Origin of the sequence: Fibrivirga algicola (genome assembly GCF_011742925.1) — a bacterium.
In the GTDB taxonomy this organism is placed as follows: domain Bacteria; phylum Bacteroidota; class Bacteroidia; order Cytophagales; family Spirosomataceae; genus Fibrella; species Fibrella algicola.
Genome location: NZ_WAEL01000004.1, coordinates 485599 through 505975, shown reverse-complemented (window position 1 = coordinate 505975; position 20377 = coordinate 485599). Strand labels below are relative to the sequence as shown.

16 protein-coding genes are annotated in these 20377 nt (G+C 53.1%); 9 read left to right on the top strand and 7 right to left on the bottom strand.

The window, feature by feature from the left end; all coding sequences use genetic code 11:
• Window positions 1-123 precede the first annotated feature (123 nt).
• The 3 genes from F7231_RS13435 to F7231_RS13425 all read right to left on the bottom strand — a co-directional run bounded on the left by F7231_RS13435 (window position 124) and on the right by F7231_RS13425 (window position 2774).
• Window positions 124-639: a collagen-like protein gene (locus F7231_RS13435; protein WP_166692252.1), complete on the bottom strand. Its 516-nt coding sequence runs from the start codon at window positions 637-639 to the stop codon at window positions 124-126.
• Window positions 640-1032: 393 nt separating this feature from the next.
• Entirely contained in the window at window positions 1033-1860 is an 828-nt protein-coding gene (locus F7231_RS13430; RefSeq protein ID WP_166692251.1) for a glycoside hydrolase family 16 protein, read from the bottom strand.
• A gap of 68 nt (window positions 1861-1928) precedes the next feature.
• A complete protein-coding gene (locus F7231_RS13425; RefSeq protein ID WP_166692250.1) occupies window positions 1929-2774 on the bottom strand; it encodes an alpha/beta hydrolase in 846 nt (281 codons plus the stop codon).
• Between the two features lie 101 nt (window positions 2775-2875).
• Between F7231_RS13425 and F7231_RS13420 the strand changes: the two genes are divergently transcribed.
• The 4 genes from F7231_RS13420 (at window position 2876) to F7231_RS13405 (ending at window position 7303) form a co-directional block, all read left to right on the top strand.
• Window positions 2876-3580 carry an esterase family protein gene (locus tag F7231_RS13420; protein WP_166692249.1) on the top strand — a complete coding sequence of 235 codons (705 nt, stop codon included), beginning with the start codon at window positions 2876-2878 and terminating at the stop codon, window positions 3578-3580.
• A gap of 230 nt (window positions 3581-3810) precedes the next feature.
• Window positions 3811-4920: an ATP-grasp domain-containing protein gene (locus F7231_RS13415; RefSeq protein ID WP_085413394.1), complete on the top strand. Its 1110-nt coding sequence runs from the start codon at window positions 3811-3813 to the stop codon at window positions 4918-4920.
• 132 nt (window positions 4921-5052) lie between these two features.
• Window positions 5053-6081, top strand: coding sequence for an LLM class flavin-dependent oxidoreductase (locus tag F7231_RS13410; protein ID WP_166692248.1), 1029 nt, complete (start codon window positions 5053-5055; stop codon window positions 6079-6081).
• Window positions 6082-6175: 94 nt separating this feature from the next.
• Window positions 6176-7303: an alpha/beta hydrolase gene (locus tag F7231_RS13405; RefSeq protein ID WP_166692247.1), complete on the top strand. Its 1128-nt coding sequence runs from the start codon at window positions 6176-6178 to the stop codon at window positions 7301-7303.
• Between the two features lie 78 nt (window positions 7304-7381).
• Here the strand turns inward: F7231_RS13405 and F7231_RS13400 are convergent, their stop codons facing one another.
• Window positions 7382-7807, bottom strand: a complete 426-nt coding sequence (locus tag F7231_RS13400) for a hypothetical protein (protein WP_085413397.1) — start codon at window positions 7805-7807, stop codon at window positions 7382-7384.
• Between the two features lie 166 nt (window positions 7808-7973).
• Between F7231_RS13400 and F7231_RS13395 the strand changes: the two genes are divergently transcribed.
• The gene (locus F7231_RS13395; protein WP_166692366.1) at window positions 7974-8891 is read left to right on the top strand and encodes a histone deacetylase family protein; all 918 of its coding nucleotides are present in this window, start codon (window positions 7974-7976) and stop codon (window positions 8889-8891) included.
• Between the two features lie 67 nt (window positions 8892-8958).
• Here F7231_RS13395 and F7231_RS13390 read toward each other — a convergent pair whose 3' ends face one another.
• Entirely contained in the window at window positions 8959-11925 is a 2967-nt protein-coding gene (locus tag F7231_RS13390; RefSeq protein ID WP_166692246.1) for a PD-(D/E)XK nuclease family protein, read from the bottom strand.
• Window positions 11926-12298: 373 nt separating this feature from the next.
• On the opposite strand from F7231_RS13390, the gene F7231_RS13385 reads away from it, so the two are divergent.
• Genes F7231_RS13385 through F7231_RS13375 form a run of 3 tightly spaced genes read left to right on the top strand, consistent with a single transcriptional unit; the run spans window position 12299 to window position 14417 of the window.
• On the top strand, window positions 12299-12694 hold the full coding sequence (locus tag F7231_RS13385) for a sugar 3,4-ketoisomerase (RefSeq protein ID WP_085413399.1): 396 nt from the start codon (window positions 12299-12301) through the stop codon (window positions 12692-12694).
• Between the two features lie 21 nt (window positions 12695-12715).
• Entirely contained in the window at window positions 12716-13654 is a 939-nt protein-coding gene (locus tag F7231_RS13380; RefSeq protein WP_166692245.1) for a glycosyltransferase family 2 protein, read from the top strand.
• Entirely contained in the window at window positions 13647-14417 is a 771-nt protein-coding gene (locus tag F7231_RS13375; protein ID WP_166692244.1) for a class I SAM-dependent DNA methyltransferase, read from the top strand. Before F7231_RS13380 ends, F7231_RS13375 begins: the two co-directional genes overlap by 8 nt.
• Here F7231_RS13375 and F7231_RS13370 read toward each other — a convergent pair.
• Entirely contained in the window at window positions 14414-16222 is a 1809-nt protein-coding gene (locus F7231_RS13370) for a hypothetical protein (RefSeq protein ID WP_229369895.1), read from the bottom strand. The two genes, F7231_RS13375 and F7231_RS13370, sit on opposite strands and share 4 nt — an antisense overlap.
• A 199-nt stretch (window positions 16223-16421) precedes the next feature.
• Here F7231_RS13370 and leuS point away from each other — a divergent pair, with 199 nt between their 5' ends.
• Entirely contained in the window at window positions 16422-19283 is a 2862-nt protein-coding gene (gene leuS, locus F7231_RS13365; protein ID WP_166692243.1) for a leucine--tRNA ligase, read from the top strand.
• 59 nt (window positions 19284-19342) lie between these two features.
• Here the strand turns inward: leuS and F7231_RS13360 are convergent, their stop codons facing one another.
• Window positions 19343-20104 carry a 5'-methylthioadenosine/adenosylhomocysteine nucleosidase gene (locus F7231_RS13360; RefSeq protein WP_166692242.1) on the bottom strand — a complete coding sequence of 254 codons (762 nt, stop codon included), beginning with the start codon at window positions 20102-20104 and terminating at the stop codon, window positions 19343-19345.
• Window positions 20105-20377: the final 273 nt, after the last annotated feature.

Genomic DNA, 20377 nt, shown 5'->3' with positions numbered 1-20377 from the left:
TTCGTAACAGATAGGTAATTGCTTGAGTGGATAGGTGTGGTTTGCATAGAGTTGTTACCAGGGAGTTGGGATTTAATAAGTAGACCCCAGAAAGGAAGAGGTACAAATGGCAGTGTAGCCGATTCAGTCAGGAATGCTGTAGTAGGCTTTTACGGCCTGGTAATCTGATCGGTTTACACCTTCGTTGGCTGCCCGACCCGACGGCACGCCTCCCGGAATGATCACATAGCGGAACTGCTGCGTGGTCAGGGCGTAGCTCGCTCTTAGTTCAATTCGACCCACGTAAATGCGTTGATGCACGGTGTAGGCTGTTGTGCCAAATACTTCAGCATAGGGAAGCGATAGAACCCGGCCACCTTCGTTCCAGTACACCCGGATATCGGCTTTGTCGAGCATTTCCTGCGTAATTTTTGGTGCCGTGATGTTTCCCGTGAATAAAGTGCCACTGCCTGTAAAGGTGGTGGTGATCCAGGGAGAATAGATTACGTTGGCCGATCCGGGGTCACCTTTAGACCCTTGTAGACCTGTTTCTCCCTGCGGACCAACTGCTCCGTCTTTTCCGGGTTTACAGCCTACGACCGATACTGTAATGGTAGCTGCGAGCAGGAGTGAGGTGTGGATGATAGCACGAATTTTCATGGATGGTTGGAAATTAATGGTGAATAGATACATAGATGGTTTAGCCAGCTCTGCTCCTGATTTAGGTCTGGTTATGCCTTTAGTTTGTTGACAAACAGGTTGTTGTCTGGCTGACTGTGCAGACAAATCTGCAGGCATATAGTGAATAAGCTGTTACCAAATTCATAAATCAGGTAGTTGTACGCCCAATAAGTAGTCCGCACTGTTTTAGCCGTTGTACCGCACGAAAAAGGCCCCACACGAATGCAGGGCCTTTTTAGGGAACATGAAGATCAACGAATGCACTACCTGCGCAGGCTGATTCAACGGCCTGACAAGCTGCAGATTACGTAGTTTTACGGCTAGGGCCACGTTCGAAGAAAGCGGCTGGTAACCCCGGGAACATACCTGCGTTTACTGATAGATCCGAACGTAGTCAACCTCCATACGGCGGGGCCAGATTGCTTCGTCGACGCCCATCTTACCGCCCCAGTTGCCCCCCACGGCAAGGTTTAGGATCAGGAAGAACGGCTGCCTGAACGGCCATTGTTGTTGTGTGGTACCGACCTCCTGTGCTTTTACGGTGTAGTATTTCTGATCGTCGATATAGAAATCGATCTGGTCGCTTGTCCAGTCAATGGCGTAGACGTGAAACGCCGAGGTCGCATTCGCAATCGTAGTTTTGCCCTCTTTCTGGGTGCCTTTATTGTGGTTATAGGCGGATGTGTGCAGTGTGCCGTGAAAGACGCCTTCATCGTACCCCACATGCTCCATAATGTCGATTTCGCCGCAAAGGGGCCAGCCTGCGCTACTGATGTTTTCGCCCAGCATCCAGATCGCGGGCCACGTACCCACGCCACCCGGAATTTTCGCCTTTACTTCAATGCGGCCGTACGTCCATTTCGTCGTGTGCTGGGTCAGTAGCCGGGCCGAGGTATAATTGCGACCCTGAAAGGCTTCTTTATGCGCTTCTATAATCAGGTTGCCATTCTCAACGCGGGCGTTTTCCTTGCGCTCCTTCGTGTAGTACTGCAACTCGTTGTTGCCCCAGCCGTTTCCACCCACGTCGTACCCCCACTTTTTGGGGTCAGGCAGCCCCGCTTTGTCAAACTCATCGGCCCAGACCAGCTTCCGTTTGCTGGGTGTTTCGTCTGCCAGCCGGTCAGGCTGATCGGTATAGAACGGGTTGGCATGGGTGGCGATCAGCATAGCCATCGCCGTTACAGAGAGCAGGAATTTCATGGGGTAGTGGTTTTGCGTGTTCGGCTATCGAACTGGCGTTTAGCACTAAACCAGGAATAAGGCGTGGTTTACTTGCCAAATGCCCAGCCTAGAAAATCAGGCATAACGGCGCTCCAGGTAGTCTGGTTGTGCTCGCCACCCTGTACTTCAACGTACCTGATATCGCCCGACGCGCCGTTATGTTCGCGCTGGTAGCCTTTCTTTTCCAACTCCCTGATGATATCGAGCGTATCGTCTATCGAGTCGATTACGCCGTTGTTGTTGCGATCGCTGGTTTCATCGTTGGTGCCGGTTTGTAGCCAAAATCGAACGGCTGGTTTGCGGTGACTTTCCCGAATGAGACTGTGCATAATCCGGTCGGTTTCGTCGTCGTAGGCACTGCTGAATTGTTTCTTCCGCCACCAGAAGGAGCCCGAAAATACGCCGATGCGGCTAAAGCGGTCGGGGTGATGAAAGCCAATATCGAAGGCCGATAAGCCACCGAGTGAAAAGCCTGCGATGGCGCACTGCGCCGGGTCGGCCGACACGTGGTAATGCGATTGAATGTAGGGTAACAGCTCCGTCAGCACAAAATCGGTATAGGCACTGGCCTTGCTGCCGCGCTTCATGTAGTCGGGTTGGGCGGCGGTGCCGTACTCTTGAATTCGATCTACGTTGGCATGCATGGCCACCAGTACGAACGGTCTGATTGCCTGTGCATTGTACAGCGAATCGAGTACGTCGCTCATGTGCAGGCGCGGCAGATCCTGCCCATCATTCAGGTACAGAACGGGTAACTTCGGTCCCGTTTCCGAATAGGCCGGGGGAAGAATAATGGTCAGGTGGACGGCCCGGTTCAGGGGGACTGAAACCAGCGAATCGTCGGGCAGTACCGTCACAGAAGCCGACGGCTGGGCTGCTGCGGAGGTAAGCATAAGCACAAGCAGGGATGTAAATAGATGGATCACAGACTGTAAAGTTCCCACATTTTAGGCAATAGTCCGTTCTGGCCAACAGCCTTTCGTACTTTTGCCGCATGAAAGAGTCGTACATAAAGTATTATTCACACAACCTGGGGCGCGACATTGAGATGCTCGTGTACGGTGACTGGGGGTACCCGGTGTTACTATTCCCGACCACGATGGGGCGTTTCTACGAAGCGCGCGACTTCCAGCTTACCGAAGCAGCCCGGGGTCACATTGAGGCCGGTCGGATCAAACTGTACTGCATCGATAGCATCGACCGCGATAGCTGGTATGGTCGCCACCTGTATCCGGGCACCCGCATCTGGAACCACGTGCTGTACGACAAATTTCTGTGCGAAGAGCTGGTGCCCTACATCCAGCGTGAGTGCAACGTGGGTAAAATTGGCGTGGCTGGTTGCAGCTTCGGCGGATTTCAGGCGCTGAACTTCGCGTTCCGGCACCCCGATCAGGTGGCTCATCTGATGTCGATGGGCGCGAAGTTCGACATCCGGTCATTTATGGATGGGTACTACGATCAGAACGTATACTTCAACAACCCGCCCGATTATATACCCGGTTTGCAGAACGATCACCTCTACCAAATGCGCATTGTGCTGGGTACGTCGGAATATGATTTTTGTAAAGAGTCTAACATCCAGATGTCTCATTTGCTCAACGCAAAGGGTATCCCGCACTGGCTTGATATCAAACCGTGGGGCGAACATGACTGGCCTGTATGGCGCGATCAGTTCCCGCAATATCTGAACGGAATCTAAGTGCCCGAGCACAGGGGCTTTAGCAACCTGTACGGGTCGCTTATTTCTGTGGGGTAAGCTAGTAGGCTGCCTCCAGTTGAAGCCATTAAGTCGGTTTAAGAGCCCGGTTTGGCTTTTCACGCCAAACTGACCAATTTGCACCATGTGCCTGCCATGCCACTGAAAACCAGTGAGCGATTCCGTGGGCAAAATTGATTATACTACATCTCAACTAACTCATAGTCACAATTATGCGTAAAATTGGTATCCTATTTGGCATGGAACGATCGTTTCCACACGCCTTCGTTGAGCGGGTTAATGAGAAACAGTCTGACTTCCAGGCCGAGTTTGTCTCTATTGATCGGGTAGAGCAGGGAGTTGGCAACGATTACGCTGTCATCATCGACCGTATTTCGCAGGATGTTCCGTTCTATAAAGCTTTCTTGAAAAATGCCGCCCTCACCGGTACTGCCGTAGTGAACAACCCATTCTGGTGGAGCGCCGACGAGAAGTTTTTCAATAACGCACTGGCCGTACACCTGGGCGTACCTGTGCCAAAAACGATCTTGCTGCCCTCGAAGGAGCGGCCCGACGATACACGGCATGAGTCATTCTCGAACCTGCAGCACATGGATTGGGGTGCCATTTTTGACCGTATCGGTTTTCCGGCGTTTATGAAGCCACACTCGGGTGGCGGCTGGAAAAACGTGTATAAAGTCGATAATCCGGATGAAATGTTCCGGGCCTACGACGAAACCGGTCAGCTGGTGATGCTGTATCAGGAAGCAATCGATTTCACGGATTATTTCCGCTGCTACTGCATCGGGGGCAAAGATGTGCTGATTATGCCCTACGAGCCGCGCAACCAGCCGCATCTGCGCTACGACGCACAGATGAAAACAACGGGCGATGCTGGTAAAAAGCTGATGGCTACCATGCACGACTATGTACTGAAGCTCAATCATGGCCTTGGCTATGACTTCAACACGGTCGAGTTTGCCGTTCGCGACGGTATTCCCATTGCCATCGACTTCTGCAATCCCGCCCCCGACGCCGACGTGAATTCGGTAGGTCAGGCCAATTTCGACTGGGTGGTTGAAGCGGCGGCCAACATGGCTATTGAGCGGGCCAAGCGTGTTCAGAAAGGCAAAGACAACCTGACCTGGGGTACGTTCGTACGTGGCTCGGTCAACGGCGCGGGGCTTGAACTGCCTAAAAAGGAGAAACAAACACCGCCCACGTCAACAGAAGCTGGTGAGCCGGTGAAAGAAAGTAAGGCCAAAAAATCGGAGAAGGGCTCGAAGGTCGAGGCGAAAGCCGATAAAGTGGCTAAAGAAGATAAACCGAAAAAGAAAAAGTAGGTACGCTGGTTATCAGTTAAGTGAAAACGGTCCTGTCTGGAAATTAGTCCGGGCGGGACCGTTTTTGGTTTCGGTTCGTGTTCAATACGGTAGAGCGTAACCCGCCACTAAGCCACCTAACACACAAACGACGTGGAAATTGGAATTGATAGTTTTGCCTCGGCTATGCTGAGCAACGACACCGGCACACCCATTAGCAGCGTAGATGCTATGAGCCAGCTACTCGACCGCATTGTCTACGCCGATCAGGTTGGTCTGGATGTATTCGGGATTGGCGAGCATCACCGGAAAGAATTTCTGGATTCAGCCCCGGCCGTGATCCTGGCCGCGGCTGCGTCACGTACCCAGCGCATCAAGCTGACGAGTGCTGTCACGGTGCTCAGCGCCGCCGACCCGGTCAGGGTGTTTCAAAGTTTTGCCACACTCGATCTAATCGCCCAGGGGCGGGCCGAACTGGTGGTTGGCCGGGGTTCATCCGTAGAGGCATTTCCACTGTTCGGGTTCAACTTGCAGGAATACGACGAACTGTTTATTGAGAAACTGAACCTGTTGCTGACCATCCGCGACAACGAGTTTGTGAACTGGTCGGGACGATACCGGGCTCCGTTGAAAAACCAGCCTGTTTATCCCCGGCCGTTACAGCCACAATTGCCGATCTGGCTGGGTGTAGGCGGCACACCCGAATCGTTCGCCCGTGCCGGTTCACTGGGTCTGCCGCTGATGGTCGCCATTATTGGGGGCGAAACGCATCGGTTCCGTCCTTTGGTCGATTTATACCGGTCGGCCGGCAAACGGGCTGGTTACACGCCGGAGCAACTCAGGGTTGGCCTGCATTCGCTTGGGTACGTGGCCGAATCGACCGAACAGGCTATTGACGATTATTATGAAGGATATGCCGAAACGATGACCAAAATAGGTCGTGAGCGTGGCTGGCCGCCGGTAACCCGACCGCAGTTCAACGCCCAAATCGGGCCTAAGGGAGCGCTGCTGGTAGGTGGCCCCGATGAAGTTGCTGCGAAGATACAGGCGCATAGCGAAGCACTTGGGGGTATCTCCCGCGTCACGTTTCAGATGGATAACGCCGCTCTGCCGCATGCCAAACTGCTTAGGTCGATCGAACTGATCGGCACCCGCGTGGCACCCCTGTTACGCCTGCATTGATTGCTACGGAGCGGAGGAAAAATAAGCCGCCCCGTAGGTACGTTTTCGGCCCGTTCCGGAGAGACATTTATGCCCGTACTGGCGTTGTGTATAGATGGAGACGCATACGTTGCATTTTGAACTGACAACCCCGGCCCTTGACGATCGGCCGGTGTATATAACCGGCAACTTCTGCGGCTGGTCCATCGATCACGGAGCACTTAGGTTATACCCCGCCGGAAAGGGCTGCTTTACGATTGACCTACCTGTAGACGGCACCTGGCCCGACCCGATCGAATACAAATATTACCGGGGCGGTGAGGGAAGCCTTGAACTCGATGAGGCGGGTGGGCAAACAGGCAATCGGGTAGTGCCGCAAGAGGCCATGTCCGTTCGCGATGAGGTACCTTACTGGCAATGGCAGGGGCAGGCAATCGATCCCGCTTTTCTCCCGGTAGAGTACACGCTTCACATTCCGTATCCGGGAAGCGATATGACCCGGCGCGTGCAGGTGGCGCTACCATATGATTATGAAACGAGCGGTAAGTCGTACCCTGTGCTGTATCTGAATGATGGCCAGAACCTGATGAAGGAGGGGGAGGGCTACGGCTCCTGGGCTACTGAGGTCCGACTGGCGCAACTGGCAAGCCGGGGGCAGCACGAGGTTATCGTGGTGGCCATAGACCACGCTGGTTCGGCCCGGATGGCTGAGTATACGGTCGAGGCCGTCAGGCCTGGTTTGGGCGAAGGGCGAACGTACCTGAGTTTTGTTGTCAATACGATCAAACCAGTCATCGACGCCACATTCCGCACCCTGCCTGATGGAGCGAATACGGGGATGGGCGGTTCCTCGCTTGGCGGACTTATCAGCGTATGGGCGGGATTACTCTATCCGGATGTATTTGGCAAGTGGCTCGTTTTTTCGCCCGCCCTCTGGATTTCGCCGGGCGTCTATCGGGCCGCCAAGCAGCGTAAATTGGCAGGCTACACAAAAGTATACCTGTACGGCGGAGAATCGGAGTCAAAATACATGGTGCCCAACCTGAACCGACTACAGGCTAACCTGCGCTGCGATGCTGAGGCTTGTGCCTACCTTCAAAAAGCCGTAGACCCAACTGGACTGCACGAAGAGAACCGGTGGAGTCTTGAACTAACCAGGGCTATACAGTGGCTATTTTTCAATGATACCACAGTTGTAAATAAAGCATCGGAAGTGACTCAGGCGGTTGTTGTTCCATACTGACGCCCAAAAATTGGGGCTTCAGTATAACCAAACTTATCTGGTCATAACGAAGCCCCAATTTACCAGGATATAGTAGAACTAACCCCGGCAAAACGCCTCCCAGAGGCGCGTATACAGCACTTTTGCGTAATCGCGCAAGCCGTTTACGGTACCATTAATTTCGACTGGTGTAAACCGGCGTTGAGCGGAAGGTAAGGCCTCTACCCGGATTGTGTTCCGATTTTTGCCGCCCGCTGTCAGACGGAGGCCCGAATCGGGCAGGTCCATAAAGCAACTCTCTACCTGCGTGTTATTGGCCAGCTTATAGGTAAACTGCTGAAGCCGATTGGCATCGAACCAGGTTAACAATGGCATCTTAAACCGATCGGTATGCCGTCCACGTTTGCCAACAAAATGCAGGGATAGGAGCGAGCGGTTAGCGTCTCCATCACGCCGGTTCTGAACCAGTACGTCAAGCAGTTCGAAAGGCGCCAGTTCGGCAGAAGTAGAAAGTTGGATATTCATAGGTCGATGAACGTATGTAATTTTAAGTATATGTTAAACTGTGTACGTTGGATTTGGTTTTCTAATTAGATCCTAAGGAGGCGACTAAATTAATAACGTTGTTGCCTATACGTTTGCAAACAATTCGCAAGCGGGTCCACGATCTTATTGAATGGCCAAGTCCCCTATGCTTCAGATTGCCTACGCCCCACTGTATAAACACGAATTGCCACTAAGTGCCACGGGCGAGCCCCATCGATTTCCAATGATGAAGTATGAGCTCATTCACGAGCAACTGCTTTACGAAGGCACCTGTACAGACGAGAACTTCTTTGCCCCCTCACCCGTCGATGATCGCTGGGTGTTAGGTGTGCATACCCCTGCATACGTAACGGCGTTGAAATCGCAAACTGTCGACGCCCGGATGGTACGCCGCATTGGCTTCCCGATGTCGGCGCGGTTGATCGAGCGGGAATGGGTGATTACGCAGGGCACGCTCGACTGCACGTACCTGGCCCGGCGCGACGGAGTAGCCATGAATGTGGCCGGGGGTACCCACCATGCCTATCCCGATCATGGCGAAGGCTTTTGTCTGCTAAACGATGTGGGCGTGGCGGCGCATCACCTGCTCGAAACGGGGCAGGCCCGCAAAATTCTGGTGATCGACCTGGATGTGCATCAGGGAAACGGCACGGCTGTCATGTTTCAGCAGGAGCCGCGCGTTTTTACGTTCAGCATGCATGGAAAAGACAACTACCCGCTCAAGAAAGAGGAGTCGGACCTGGACATTGCCTTGCCCACCGGTACGGCCGACGAAACGTACCTGAATACGCTGTATGATACGTTGCCCAGACTATTAAAGACTGAGCAGCCGGATTTTCTGTTTTACGTAGCTGGTGTCGATATCCTCGAGACCGACCGGCTTGGCAAGTTGAGCGTGTCGATGACGGGTATCCGGCAACGCGATCAATTCGTGTTTGAACAAGCCCGTCAGCGGCAGTTACCCATCGTGGTGTCGATGGGCGGGGGGTACTCACCCCGTGTGGCCGACATTGTTGAGGCGCACTGCAACACTTTTCGCGTCGCCGCCAATATGTATTTCTAAGTTTCAGGCTTCTATTACGTTGCTCGATTACCTTCTGAACGATAAGCAGAGCACTCGAAGCCATTTTTTACCTCCCACAAATCTTGGTGTAGTTGCAGTATTTACAGGTCTCGATATTATCGGTCATGGCAAAGGGTTCAGCCGTATCAAACATGCGTTTTACCATCTGCTGAATCAACGTTTCCGTTTCAGCAATGTACGTATCGCGATTGTCGTCGTCGGAGAAGGCAACGCGGTTCGTCAGGAAAGTAGGGTCTTTCTGAAACGTTCTAAGCGAGTAAAAACCCGCTTCCACGGTGGTATTCGGGTACTGGTTTTCTTTCAGGATCAGGTATTTGTAGAGCCATAATTGCCGAATTTTCTCCCACTTGTTGTCTTTGTCGGCGAGGGTCGTCAGAGAATCGGCCAGATTTTCAATCTTACTCGGGAGGTCTACCTTTCCCGATTTGTAATCGACGATCCGGATGCGACCGTTGCCAAGCTGCTCCAGCCGGTCTATTTTTCCGCCAATCTTTACCTGCACCACTTCTCCGCCAATGTCAACCGGCAGGTACGTTTGCAGGGTACGTTCGGTGGCCAGCACCCGAATGCCTTTATCGAGCGTTTCATCGTTCTGGTATTTCTGGAACGCCTGCATCAGGTCTTTGGCCAGTTGGTAGAACAACAGGTTATAACCCGTATCGGCCACCCGGCCACCCATCAGGTTTCGGTATTCGGCATCCAGCACCTCCTGTACCAGTTCCGGGGTAACGGGCAGGTCGAGCATCCGGTAGTTCTTATCGAGGTTCTCCATCGTGTTGTGGAGCCAGGTGCCAAACTCGGCGCTATCAATCCGCTCGTCGACCTCTTCTTCTTCGCGAATGCCTACCACGCGTTCGAAGTAGAATCGCATCGAACAGGCAACAAAGTGGTTGAGGGCCGTTGGGTACAGCCCTTTAATGGTCAGGTACGTCTTCAGTGTCTGGCGAATGGTATCGGTTTTGGGCACCGACAGGATGACCGCATCTGTTCGACTGGCGCCGTCTCCTGCCCGTAGCAGGGGCTTGCTGAAGTGAATATTTCCGTGAGCGGCTTTAACCAGTTCATGCTCAATCTGGCGCAGAAACCGGCTGGGTTCCCCTTTGCCGTTACCGTAAGCGTCGGCGGTTGTCGTGTAGAGGAAGGTTACATCGGAGGCTCGTTGCAGGAGCCGGTACAGATGATAGGCCGTCACCGCTTCCTGCTCCCGGTAGGTCGGTAAGCCTACCTCAATGGCAATGTCGAACGGAATGAGCGAATTCATCCGCCGCGATTGAGGTAACATGCCCTCATTGGCCGACAGGATTATAACCCGTTCAAAATCAAGCGTACGTGTCTCAAGGAGCCCCATCAACTGTACCCGGCTGTCGCCTTCGCTGGTAAAGGGAATGGTTGTTTGCCGCACAAGTTCATACAGAAACTGCTGAAAACTGCGAACGGTAACAGCGGGCGAATTAGGCGTTGCTGCCTGCCGGATGAGTGTGGTCTCCAACTGCTTCAGGAGACTGAAAAATAGGTACAGGTACTCGATTTCGATCGTATCCTGACTGTGCCGGTACACCTCCCGTAGCAGATCAACCAGTGAAAACAGGGCGTTGATCGCATCGGTGGGGTGCGTTGGTCGCCAACGTTTGAATAGCACACTAAATAAGGCGTCGCCCTGTCCCAATTCAAGCATATCGTGTTCGCCCAGGTACGCTCGTTTGCCGGTGACTACTTCGCTCAGTATCCAGTCGAGCAGGGGCTTAGGTAGTTCGTTGACCCGGTCGGGGGCCAGTAACCCGTGCAATTTTTCGTACTGACGAACGAAGGGGTGATTTAATAACTTCACCACCTGCCGATGATGAAACTTAGGGATTTTGCCCACGCTGCCGTCGGCGGTTTTAAACTCCATCAACGTGCGCTGCATCTCAAACATCGTGTCAATGAGCGTAAACAGCAGCGAGTTGCGTAGCGAGAGGCCCATCGTTACGTTCAGATCACTCACGGTCTCGTTCAGCGAATACAACACCGGCACGAGCAGGGTCTCGTCAGCCAGCACAATGACCGTCCGGCCACCCGGCTTGTCGCCCTCCTCGCCTTGATCGACCAGCTGACCGGCTACTTTTGCCTGTAGCGAAGCAGTTGGTACGCCCACCATCCGCATGTGCTTGGGTGTCGTTGTCAGCGTGTTCCCAATAGCTACCGTCTCGGCTTCGCCCTGGTCCGCAAAACCCGTTCGATTCTTGAACCCCGGCAAACCCTTCTCATTTTTGTATTGACGGAGAAAATAACCCGCTTCCTGTTCCGGGTCGTTCAGGTAGTAGCTGTCGACATCCCAGATCAGCTCGGCCTTGGTTGTTCCAGTCAGGACTCGGATGATGTGTTCTTCGGAGGCCGTAAGTGCATTGAACCCAACGAAATAGATTTTTTCGTAGTCCGGGTTGGTCAACACCTTATCACGTACGTTATCGGCAAGCAGCCGGTAAGCCATGCCCCGGTAAGCCAGTCCGTTGGTCAGCAGCCGTTTACGTAAAGAATAGTAGGCCGCCTTTAAGTTGCTGAACAAACCAAAGTAGTTTGAAACGGCGGTCGTAGTGGGCAGACTGGGTGTATGCTGGTGGTTTTCGGGTGTCCAGCGTTCAATCGCTTTGGCCTCGGTCAGGTACTCGAACAGGTGATTGGGATCAATGCGGTACTGATCGATCCGGTCGAGGTCGTTGAGCAGGACCGATGCCCAGCCAACGAATTGGTCGAACTCCACTTTTTTGTCCAGTTCCCGAAATACGTCGTACAGCTCGAACAGCAGACTCACATTGTCGATAAGCTGTACGCCGGCAGCCTCAGTAATAAAATCATCGACGGCCAACATGTGGGGTGCCAGCATGGGGCGGTCGGCCAGATTAGCCAACTCCTGCTGGAAGACCGACACCGCCCGGCGCGTTGGCAGGATTACCCAAACGTGATCAAGTGGCTGTTGGGCTGTATCGCTATGTTTAGCGTAGATATAGCGGGCTGTTTGTCGAAGAAAAGTCACAGTAAAAGCAGAACAATCTCAGTAAAGATAACCCCATCCCTGCAGACTATCCAGCAGCTTACATGACTATCGGGATGTCGAGAGTGCTAACCTGTAGGTTTCCTCAAATGAAATTACTTAACTCGACCTGTGAGTCAGAAAGTATGCCACAAAATAAGTACTTAGGCGTATGAGGTTTTTATTTGTCGTTAAAAAAGGCCTTAGATTGATAAATTAGCACTGTTATATGGTTATGTCTTCGTTAAAAGTAAAAATGGCTTATTTCTACAATCGTTAATCATGTTTTAACCTCTCCCTATATTTCTATAGAGAATGGTGTAGAAGTACGTATTTTTCCGGTGACAAACCATAGCGATGATTTAAACGAGTCAGAATGGCCAAACTATTTACTTTAGATACATTCAATTCCGAATCAGGAAACCTAACAGTTTATAACAATACGCTTCCGGGAGATATAAAACGCGTATTTTATATTCATGGAGCAGGCCATGCCATGCGTGGCGGGCATCGTCACCACAAAGCCTGGAACGCCTTGATTTGTATTGTTGGGCAATGTCGCGTGTATGTACAGGATGGTCAAACTGAAGAGGAGTTTACTTTAGCGCATCCAGACACTTGTTTGGTACTCGAACCTAAAGACTGGCACGTAATGGACCAGTTTAGTGACGATGCTGTGCTACTGGTATTGTCAAACGAACCCTATAATCGGGAGGATTACATTGATGAGCCGTACCCTGACTGCCGCTACTCAAATGTGAACAACCCATAACCTGCTACTCAAGCTACTGTCTTGGAATTAAGTATTGTCATACCAGTCTACAACAGCGAACGTACCCTGACTCCACTACTCGAGCGATTGGAAGAGTGTCTGGTTGGGCGTGCGTTTGAAGTAGTATTGGTCAATGACGGAAGCCGCGATCGGTCAGAATGGGTTTGCGAACGGCTGGCTGATCGATACGCCAATGTACGCGCAGTTAGCCTCCGGCGAAATTTTGGCGAGTTCAATGCGGTGCTTTGCGGACTAAACTATGCCGTGGGTCAGTTTGTCGTTATTATCGATGATGACTTTCAAAATCCCCCTGATGCTATACTGACACTACTGGAGGAAGCCAAAACGCATGAGTATGATGTGGTCTACAGCCGGTATGAGCAGAAGCAGCACCACTGGCTTCGCAATGTGGGGAGCGATCTGACCAATGCCTTAGCGACGTACCTGCTGCGCAAGCCCAACGAATTGTATCTGTCAAGCTTTAAGCTGATTCGACGGGAGGTTGTTGATGAAATAATTCGGTACAAGGGGCCTTACCCTTATATCGACGGGTTGATTTTTCGGGTTACCAGTAATGTTGGCAGCGTGCTGGTGCCGCATCACTCCCGACAGGATGGACACTCTAATTATACCATTCGTAAACTGATTTCGCTGTTCCTGACCGTTCTGGTAGGCTACTCTGTACTACCATTGCGGGTGCTGACGGGCATTGGTATGTCCCTGCTGGGGTTTAGCCTCTGGCTTGGCATCATACTCTTTGTTGGTCACCTTACGGGGTGGCTGGTTGTTCGTGACTGGGAACTGGCCTGCTGGGTCGTAACCATGCTGGGTGGACTGCAACTCGTATTCGTTGGTATCTTGGGTGAGTATGTTGGCCGATTGTCCATGACGCAAAGTGGTATGCCACCCTACGTGGTGAAACGTACCCGGGGTTTACTCGAAGAAAAAACGCATGATTGAGAAGACCGACGAGTACCACCGGATGTTTGCCGTTGAAGAGCAGCTGTGGTGGTACCGTCATTTACATAATCTGGTACTCAGTGCCATTCAGCAGCAATTCGGAACCCGAAAAGACCTCGCCTTATTCGACGCTGGCTGCGGCACAGGCGGGCTCCTGAGCCGACTGCGCCAGCACGGATACACCAACATCCGTGGGGTCGACGGGTCAGCCGATGGGGTAGCCCTTTGCCATAAGCGCGGTTTATCCGTCGACCTGCTCGATCTGAATGCCCTATCCACTTATTCACCGGGCGACATGTTCGACGTCATTGTCTGCAACGATGTTTTTTGCTATTTCCACGATCCTGAATTGCTGCCACTATTAAGTGAATTACGTCGCCGACTTAAGCCGGGCGGCATGCTGATTAGTAACAACAACGCCTTTGCCGCTTTCTGGGGGCAACATGATTTAGCCGTTGGTAGCCAGCGCCGCTTTGTCCGGGCTGATTTCGAGCGGCTGGCACCTGACGCGGGCCTGCGGGTAGTGACTAGTACTTACTGGAGCCTGGCTCTTGCACCGCTGATTCTGGCCGCTCGACAGTGGCAGGCTTTCCAACTCCGAATGGGCTGGCGATCGGCCAGCGCCCCTGGTTCTGATGTATATCTGCCCCACCCGCTGATCAACAAGCTATTCTACAGCCTGGTCTCGACCGAGCGTAAGCTGCTCCATTCAGCCCCGTTTGGCAGTTCACTTTTTCTGACGTTTGATCGAACACCTGCCTAACGTACCGCCCTGTTCAGCGGAATAAATAGCATTCTACCTGCTGTCTGATGTCGGGCTTCGGCAATGGGTGGTCCATAGCGCACCATAAAGGCACGAGTCTGTTCTGAACTGAGCAGGTCAGCATATAAGTTGATGCCGGCAAACTGATTATCCCGCAGAAACCGATCGATAAAGTCCCAGTCTGCTGCTGTAAACTGGTGATTGGGGCGTAGCAGCGTAGGCCATTGATCACGAATCAGGGGTTTTACCAGGTCAGGATGAAGTCGCCCCACGTATTGACCCACCACGGCTTTGTGGTAGAATCGGCGAAGCGTATTTATGCCGTTCTGTTGGTCATAGAATGGACAAAGCCCATCACTGTTGGTAATCGCGTCGGCTCCCTGAATGCAGAAAGGCCAGTCTAACACGGCTTTGCCTGGTGTGTCGCGTACGGCTCTCAGGTACGTAAAGAGGCTCGGTGGTACCGTATCGGGCGGGTCCGTTTGTCGATAGGTGTAGCCATAATACCACTCGGCGAGCATCAACCCAATCACCGCCAGCAGGGCTAGCTGTGCCGTACGGCGTGCAGGTAATCGGATATGCAGGGCCAGCATACACAACAGAGTAGGGTATACCATGCTCGATCGCCCGCCGTGCCGGTTAAAGGCAAACCACGGAAAGAGCTTCAGCGTGGGCACCAGAACGGGATGGTACAGCAGGCACAACGCCAGCATCAGCCCAACCGGTCCCCAAAGTCCACACTTTTTTCGTTGCTGCCAGAGCCCTACCGCTGCCAGGATTGTCAGGTAAAGCCCCGGACTCGTTTGCGCGTAACTCTCTACTTCCGAATCGTGAAAATAGCGGTCGTACCGGATCGCAAAACTATCTATACCGGGCAGGCTCGGGATCAGCATCCGCAGTGGGTGCGACCAGGCTCGCATCTCGCTAACCTTCGGAAAAGTATACCCCAGCGCGTCAATGCTGATTTGGGCTGATAGCGGCACGTACAGCCAGGCCGTAACGACGCACAGCATCTGTAAACTGATGACCCAGCCAGTGTCGGCCTTGTAAGCGGCTGCTAGCCAGGTAGCCAACGCTTTTAGCCGATTTCCGCGCTGCGCATGGCTTTTCTGCCATAACTGATATCCGATAAACGGGGCCGTCAGCAGGGTGAAAGTCAGGGCATACCCCGCCACGTACCCCAGCTCGAGCCCCAAAATAGCTACGTGCAGCCAGGCCCACACCAACCAGAATCGTAGACTGACGCGGGTTGACCGGTAGAGGTCGTAGAGCAGCACAAAGGTTGCCAGCATGCAGAGCACCGTCCAGTGCACCACCGCCATATTCAGGTGGATCGGGTATTTATAGAGGTTATAAAACGTGAAGATCGAGACAATGAGTGCAGTGATCGTAGCCCGAACATACCCAAAGCGTCGGTACAGGAGCAGGAACGTACCCACCGCCCCAACAACCAGACTGTATAGGTAATAGAGTTGCAGAAACGGCTTGTACTCGGCATCGGGCCAGCGGTCGAGCAGGGCGTAGAAATAATCCCGTTCGAAGCCCCAGGGCAAAAAAACGTGGTGCGTACCGTAGGGGTAAAGGGTCTGGTTGGTGTAGAGGTCTAGTAGCGGAATAGGCCAGACGGACAGATTCCGGGCGAAATAATAACTCGTGTACGCATATTGGTCTGTATCACCACCATCGAGGAGGGGGCCGCTGAAGTCCCGAATGATGCCAATTCCCAACGCAGTCACGCTTAGCCCTACCAGAAAAGCGATTACCAAGGGTTTTGGCCGGGATACAGAACGGAGTGTGGAGGTCATACCGCGTAAAAGTCCACACGAAGGGCTACTTTTGCAACTAAATTCCCGGTCAGGCGCACCGGAATCAACCTGGATCAGGTGGGCAGGGCTAGCGCGCATTCGCTTCGTTGAGGTTAAACACTGAGCGTTTCGAATGAACCGATGGCACTGAGAAAAGCCCACCCGAATCCATTCTACGTATTTCATTATACTATCCCCAATGGCTGATTACAACCATAGTAAGACCGAGAAATACTGGCAACAGTTCTGGGAGAAAAATCAAACTTACAAGACTGACGATCAGTCAACGAAGCCTAAGTACTATGTGCTCGATATGTTTCCGTACCCGTCTGGGGCCGGGCTGCATGTAGGGCATCCGCTGGGCTATATTGCATCTGATATCGTTGCGCGCTACAAACGGCTGAAAGGTTTCAACGTGTTGCACCCTATGGGCTTCGACTCGTTTGGGCTGCCTGCCGAGCAATACGCCATTCAAACCGGTCAGCACCCGGCGCTCACGACCGAACAAAACCTGGCACGGTACACAGAGCAACTTAAAAATATTGGCTTTAGCTACGACTGGAGCCGGGAGGTACGTACCTCAGATCCCGCTTATTACAAATGGACGCAGTGGATTTTTATGGAGCTGTTCCGGTCGTGGTACAACCGCGTAACCGACAAGGCGGAGCCTATCGAAACGCTGCTGGAAAAATTTGCCCAACACGGAACCGCCGGTGTTCAGGCAGTTTGCGACGAAAACGTAACGTCGTTTACCGCCGACGAATGGAACGCCAAATCTGACGAAGAGCAATATGCGATTACGTTACAGTATCGCCTGACGTACCTGGCAAATGCGATGGTGAACTGGTGTCCCGGACTGGGTACGGTACTGGCCAACGACGAAGTGAAGGATAGCCCCAACGGCCGGGTGTCTGAACGCGGTGGCTATCCCGTTGAGCAGAAACTGATGCGGCAATGGATGATGCGGATCACCGCCTATGCCGATCGCCTCCTCAATGGTCTCGACACTATCGACTGGTCGGAGTCTATCAAAGAACAACAGCGCAACTGGATTGGCCGCAGCGTAGGCGCCAGCGTTAAATTCTCGCTGGGTGTCGAAGGCTTCATCGAAGTGTTCACAACCCGCGTCGACACGATCTACGGGGTAACATTTATGGTACTGGCTCCGGAACATGAACTCGTAGCCACGCTCACAACGCCCGAGCAGAAAGAAGCCGTCGACGCCTACATCACGGCCGCCAAACTCCGTTCGGAGCGTGACCGGATGATGGATGCCAAAACCGTATCGGGTGTGTTTACGGGTAGCTACTGCGTGAATCCGGTCAATGGCGCGCAAGTGCCGATCTGGCTGGCCGATTATGTACTGGCTGGCTACGGTACCGGTGCCGTCATGGCTGTACCGTCCGGCGATCAGCGCGATTACCTGTTCGCGAAGCAGTACAACCTACCCATTATTCCGATTCTGGACGGGCAGAAAGGACTCGATGAGCAGGCCGATAACACCAAAGAAGGTCGCTACATCAATTCTGAGGCGGTTAACGGCTTAACGTACCCGGAAGCTACTGCCAAGCTGATTGGTATGCTGGAAGCGAACGGGGCCGGTAAAGGCAAGATCAATTTCCGGATGCGCGATGCTGTGTTCAGCCGTCAGCGGTACTGGGGTGAGCCTGTTCCGGTTTATTTCGTAACCAACAGCCAGGGCGAACCCATTCCATATTTGATCGACGAGGCCGACCTCCCGCTTGAACTGCCCGCGATCGACAAATACCTGCCTACCGAAACTGGGGAGCCACCACTAGGCCGCGCCGAGGGGTGGAAATATAAGGGGGAGTTCGAGTATGAGCTGAGCACGATGCCCGGTTGGGCGGGGTCATCGTGGTACTGGTACCGCTACATGGACCCGCAGAATACAGGTGAGTTTGCTAACCGCGCTGCCATCGACTACTGGCAGGACGTTGACCTCTATATGGGTGGCTCCGAACACGCTACCGGCCACCTGCTTTACAGCCGTTTCTGGAACAAGTTCCTGAAAGACCGTGGGTACGTGCCGCAGGAAGAGCCCTTCAAAAAGCTTATCAATCAGGGCATGATACAGGGTCGGTCTATGCTGGTTTACCGACTGGAAGGGACGGGACAACAGGGCAAAGCGCCGGTTTTTGTGTCGCATGGCTTGAAAGATCAGTACGAGACAACAGAACTATACGCCGATGTAAACATCGTGGAAAACGATGTGCTGGACGTTAAGGCGTTTAAAAACTGGCTGCCCGATTACGCCAACGCTGAGTTTATTCTCGAAGCAGACGGGACCTATGTTTGTGGATCGGCCGTAGAGAAAATGTCGAAGTCGAAGTACAACGTCGTCAACCCCGACGTGGTGGCCGAGCGTTACGGTGCCGACGTGCTACGCCTGTATGAAATGTTCCTCGGTCCGCTGGAGCAGGCGAAACCCTGGAACACCAACGGCATTGATGGTACGTATCGGTTTATCCGTAAGTTCTGGCGGTTGTTCTACAAAGATGCCACAGAACGGGGTACTGCTGGCGGCGAATCTACCGACGAATCAGCACAGTGGATCGTAACCGACGAAGCGCCCACGCCAGAAGAATTGAAAGTGCTGCATAAGACGATCAAGAAGGCCCAGGAGGATATCGAGAATTTCTCGTTCAATACGTCGGTGTCAGCCTTTATGGTCTGTGTCAACGAACTATCGACGTTGAAATGCCACAAGCGGGCCATTCTTCAGGACCTGATTCTGCTGGTATCGCCCTATGCCCCCCACTTCGCCGAGGAACTCTGGGCGGCGCTGGGTAACGAGCCGGGTACTGTATCGAAAGCAACGTACCCCGTATTCAACCCGCAATTCCTGGTCGAAAATACCTTCGAGTATCCCATCCAGATCAACGGTAAAGTGCGGACCACGATCAGCTACGCCCTCGACCGACCAACCACCGAAATTGAGCGGGACGTACTGGCGAACGAAGTCGTTCAGAAATGGATGGAAGGCAAACCTGCGAAGAAGATCGTGGTGGTGCCGAAACGAATTGTGAATGTAGTGATATAGAGGAGAGCGTTAACACGAGGTATCTCTGTGGGGCACCTCGTGTTAGCGCTCTTTGTTCCTTACATGGCTCGTACGACGCTTGTTACCAGCTTCGCCGAGTTCCGGGCGGCGGTACTCAGGAAATCGAGCAGGTCGATTACGGCGTGGCTATCGGCGCGGTCGCTGAGGCTGCGAATAACCAGGCAGGGAATGTTTTGTTGATAACATACCTGCGCGACGGCCGCTCCTTCCATCTCAATCGCATCGGCACCGTGTTCAGTCCGGAGGGCATTCGCGCGCGCTGCCGAATGAACGAACTCATCGCCCGTCAGAATGCGGCCAACCGTTATGCTGGGCGCCCGGGTGCTGCCATGTACCTGATCGAAGTTGATGGTCTGGGCTGTTTCCTGAGCGAGGGAAAGCAGGGCGGGGTCTGCCGGGAAGTAAAGTGGATTCAGCGCGTAGCTGACCGGGTGCATCGACTGGCGGGTTGGCTCCATCGTCAGCGTTACGGAATGCACATCATGAAAGCCCACCTCACCACCAATGACCAGATCGCCGGGTTCCAGATCGGTGCGCACCCCACCCGCAATACCCGTGAAAATAACGCGCTGCGGGCGGAAATGAGCAATCACGAAAGCTGTGGTCATGGCGGCGTTCACTTTGCCAATCCCCGTCAACGTCACCACCACCCGCTGTGTACCCAACGTACCCGTAACGAACCGGTGGCCATTCAGGTCAACCACGTCGGCATCTTGGAGTGATTCTTCGATCAGCTTGACTTCTTCCCCGAATGCCCCTAGCAAGGCTGTAATTGAGCTAAAATTTTTGTTTGACTGCATGCCGCGAAACTACACGCTGACCAACTGTGAAGCTGAACGCCAACTGAGTTTTCTTAAAAAAAGCATACACAATTTCGTTACCTGGCTACTTTGCCGAAGTTTCGGTTGCTACCACAACACGATGCCATTCGACAGGCTTTGTTAGAAAAGTACAAGATTATTTTAGTCTTACTTGCTTTTTTCGATAATTAGTCTTACTTTTGCACCAGAATTTCAAGCGACATCCGTCGGCTTCTCTCTGTTCTAAGCGATCGTTTCAGGTCGCACTCGTTT